The 4,509-nt window shown below is 43.4% G+C and carries 1 protein-coding gene; it reads right to left on the bottom strand.

The features are described from left to right. Nucleotides 1–4,459, bottom strand: a 4,459-nt coding sequence (locus D0T51_RS12050) for a hypothetical protein (protein WP_203583391.1), incomplete at its 3' end; no start/stop codon positions are given. Between the last annotated feature and the right edge of the window lie 50 nt (nucleotides 4,460–4,509).

Genomic DNA, 4,509 nt, shown 5'->3' with positions numbered 1-4,509 from the left:
TCAGTACAGTGGTCGTTCCCGAAGCTACCGCATCACCACTCACCAAAGTAGACAGATCGATACTACCTGCCGGGCAGATGGCGGCATCTACTACCGAGAAGTCTAATGATGGGTACACTTTCAACTGCACCCGGACTGATCCATAATCTTCACCATCGATAATAGCCGATACGTAATAGTCTACATCACCTACAACCGAAGGGGTTAACGTATAGGGATTAACGGCTGACACCTCTGTGCCCAGATTGCTGTCGCTATACCATTTGCCGTCGAAGTTTCCAGTAGTGATATTCATAGTCACCTCTTCATCTACTGTAACCTGGTACGGATTAGCACTCGCTGCCAGGATAGCAATACCGATAGAAGTTTCTCCCAATGTCACATCACCGGCCGAGCAGTCACTATCGAATGCTGCCGAGGTGATATATTTAACCTCCAGAATAGGTGTCGGAGAAGTCAAGGCTGTGGTATAATCCGGATCCCACACAAGCGGAATCTCATACACCATCTCTTTCCCAAAACCTTTCGAGCCGTCACCATTGATCGCTGTTCTTGGCAGAGCCAGTTTGATAGAGCGGATACCTGCAGTTACACTGCTGGCTTCTACTTCTGTCAAAGCACCAGCTGCTCCCGAGATACTACTGCTGCTGATCTGTGCAGTTCCATTGAGTGAAAGCTGTTCAGGTACCTTCACCAAGACATAGTCATTCTGTTCGATATCCGTGCTGGAGTCTGCATTACGTATCACTGTTGCTTTCAGCGTCAGGGTCGTTTGGAGTTCATTCAAAGCTCTATTGCCGCCTACAATCTCTGCATCTCTTACCTCAAAGCCATACGCTGTAGACAATGCCGGCAGCAACGACTGAGACAGTTTAGAAATCGTTCCGGTGATATTACCCGCACCGATATTTCCTTTAATACGGGAACCGGTCAGGTCGGTCTTACACATCGGTTTGAACTGAGCAGTCACTGTAGCTTTGCGTTTAGCATCTGTATCCAAAGGATCAGAGCTAAGCGTTCCCGGGAAAAGAACAGGTGCTCCGACAATCGTTTCCAAATCGACCTCTACTGTCCGCAAAGCAGCAGGACCATCAGTCGCTGTACCATTGCCACCCACCAATAGGCCTTCCAAGGCAGCTACGCCTGGTGATGTAGAGGTATAGGTCTGTCCATTGTACACAATACTGAGTGTATTCGGCTCATAATCCTGACCCATTGGGATTTCCAGTGTCAGTTTGGGGTTACGAACCACTCCCTGGCTGACAGTTCCATCAATAATGGCAGTCAATGTATAGGGGGTATTATAGGTAATCGAAGGATTATCTACAGATAGACTACCCGAGATTTTAGCTGGAGCTGGGATAATCACAAGAGGACGACGGGCACCTACATGCTCCAGATCATTCACATCCAGAGGAGCACTGGTTGGGTCTGTATAACCGGTATCTCCGAAGTCGGAAACGGTATACACCCAGATCGTATCGTTTTCATTCTTGCCATCCAGGCGACCCAGGTGTTTGAAGTCTAACTGATACTTCGCATTGCTGGCGGCAGCCAACCCACTTCCTGAATTTACGGAAAACCATTTTCCCGATACTGCCTGCGGACTACCTCCCTGTTCGGTAAAGGTAAGGTCTGACACATTACCGTCGACGTATAACCAGACTCTACCCAGGGCGGTCTCATTCGGATTACCGACTGTTATCACCGGAAGGGTAAGGCTCGAACCGTAGGAGTTGAGGCTGGGGGTGCTTAAATTAAGACTGGTGGCGACGCCTTGGTAGTCGAAGGTGAAATTCCCTGTCCCGATTACCTTCTCTTTTTTCTGACTTAAATCATAGTAAATAAGTTTAGGCTTTATTATTGAAGTACCTAAAGTTGCTCCTTTCGTTACTTGCACAGGAAAAGTAAAAGTATATTGCCACCTATCATCCGGAAGCATCCATTTATCTGGATCTAATGCATCTCCCGACACATTAAAAGTATGGTCATAGAGTAAAGAAAGATTATATGTATATGTATTTCCATTAACCTCAGGAGTAAGGATTTTTGAACTGGGTCCCTGTCCATCGAGTTGCATTTGTTTAATTACTTCAATTTTATTGTCATTATACATCACATACCCATCCGGAAGTGTCACTTCCAACTCCTTCGGATAAGCATGCCGACGAACTTCTTTCTCAAAATAAGGAGCAGAAGGATTATTATGAAAAATATTGAAATAGAATTGTACACCTTTTTGCTCTTCATTATTAAAGGCAAGATACGAATTTGAATAGTAAGGCCAAAATACTCCTTCTAATCCATATGTCGATATAGAATACGACCTTATATCTTCTCCTTTTCGTTCTGCATCCCCTTTACTGTCAAAAGGATTTGTAAAATCCTTATTGCTGACAAAACACTCACTTGCAAAAGTACGAATTGTGGTAGTTGCATTCTTTGCTATAAAAGGAAGGTATATATCTACCAAATCTCCTACTTGCCATGGAGATGATGAAGCATCTATCTTTACGTAAAACTGTGTCGTACTCGCAACAACTACAGATACCTGATAATTTTGTGTATTTCCACCTATCTTTACTTCGACTTCATTTTCTAGTAATGACAAATATTGGTTTGATTTATCAGACAGACTGACTGTTAGTTCATTCGTTGTCACTGGTAAATACAGATATTTACAAGAGGCATCTACAATCCGGGTATTCCAACGAAATTCCCCTTTGTCCTCCAGCATATAATATGAATGGTTAATGTCTTCATCAAGAGCTTCTTTATTTGAATCCGGAATATGGTCTTCATTTCGATCTTCCAGTCCGCGAGTGAAACGATAGAGTGAAAGATTTTCCAACACTACTCCTTCTTCTTTTAAGGATAGATTTACAGGTTGAAACACCTGATAGATATTATTCAGCCAGTATCCGTTATATTCATAATCGATATAATAGCCTATTTCTCCTTTCAGATTAGGGCTTCCGGCAGGAATCTCACTATCGTCTGTTGTATACTTAAAGGAGAGTAAGCCTTCGGTACTTGAGAAACCAGTATATACTTTATAAGGAGTCTTTCCCGAATCATCAGAAAGTACAGAAGGTTGAACAGTACTTCCATCTACAGTCGTACTCCATGTGAAGTTTTCTTCGCTTCCCGACGTATCCAGTTTCAACCAGGCCGGCAATTGTAGATGTACTCTTGCCCTTCCCTTACCTAGAGTCAAAAGGCCTGTTGAAACCCGGATAGTTTGGGTCGTCTTTTCTCCTTTTTTGATCATAAACTCAGCAGGCTTTTCCCTAAAATGAGGAACTGCAGCATATCCTATGTTTATTGTATATGCGCTTCCACTACCAGGCTCTCCTGCTTCATTATTTGCTTTAACTGTATTTGCAATCCCGTTAATAACAGTTGTGTGATAATCATAATACACATCATTTGTTCCATGATCATAGGTCTTGCCATTCACTGTTGGAACCCAGAAAGTAATCTTTTCTCCAGAAGGAATAATTTCTCCTTCCGGCAGACTGGCCTCAACACGATAAGGTTTACCCAAACAATCAGGGAAATAACCAAAGGCTATTGAATTTGCCACAGTAGCGATATCCTGAATTGTTACAATATCTTTTTTTTCACCATTTCCTATCTGATACTTTATATTACCCTTATCTATATAAGCATAATTACAACTTCGTCCAAAATCCAACACGACATCCCAAGCTGGTAATGTTCCATCATTTTGATAAACCACTTTAACCATATTCTTGGTTTGTCCGTCCATATTGGTTTCCCATACCGTAATCGGATCATCATTACTATCCACATACGATGTACTGATATGTGTCATCGTAACCGATCCCGATACTGAAGGAAGGGACATCGTTATCTCTTGACCGGATTCAGTCTGGCAGGCGCTTGCCGCAGGATATTGGGCGGTAGGCGTCACCAAATGCTCTCCTAAACGACTCGAGGCGGCTTCGAAAGTCAATACCTGTTCAGTGGTAGAGAGATCCGATAAGCTAAGCGTATAGGTTTTCCCATCCGATGAAGGTTCTGCTGTTTTAGAAACTCCATCCAGCTTAAAGGTTTGCAATGTCGTATAGGCATCCACATTGAGAATCACCTTATACGTCTTTGCCACAGCACCCGCTGCGCTCAGCTTATAAGTTAATGTCTTGAACTCATTCTTGCCGGAATATGCTTCGGTCTGCTTATCTGCTTTGATCATTATCGAAGGGCTGATAAACTGAGCCTGTATATCTTTATTGGCTCCGGCTATAGCTATTCCTCCCGATAAAGGTTTCACCAAAATCGTTTCCGACGATCCGCTCACAGCACCACACCCAGCCTTCAGATCCAATTTCAGACGAACCGTTGAAAAAGCAGGAATCGTACCGCCATTCGAAGTGATAAGGATTGTAGCGGTCTGTCCTGAAATAGTTGGTGCACCATAGGCTATAGCATTCATGCTTTCTACCCCAGTGCACTTCACATTCGCAGGCAATGTCAGTTCAAAGC

It is taken from the genome of Parabacteroides sp. 52, assembly GCF_010500925.1.
In the GTDB taxonomy this organism is placed as follows: Bacteria; Bacteroidota; Bacteroidia; order Bacteroidales; family Tannerellaceae; genus QVMG01.
This window is presented reverse-complemented; position numbering and strand designations above follow the sequence as displayed.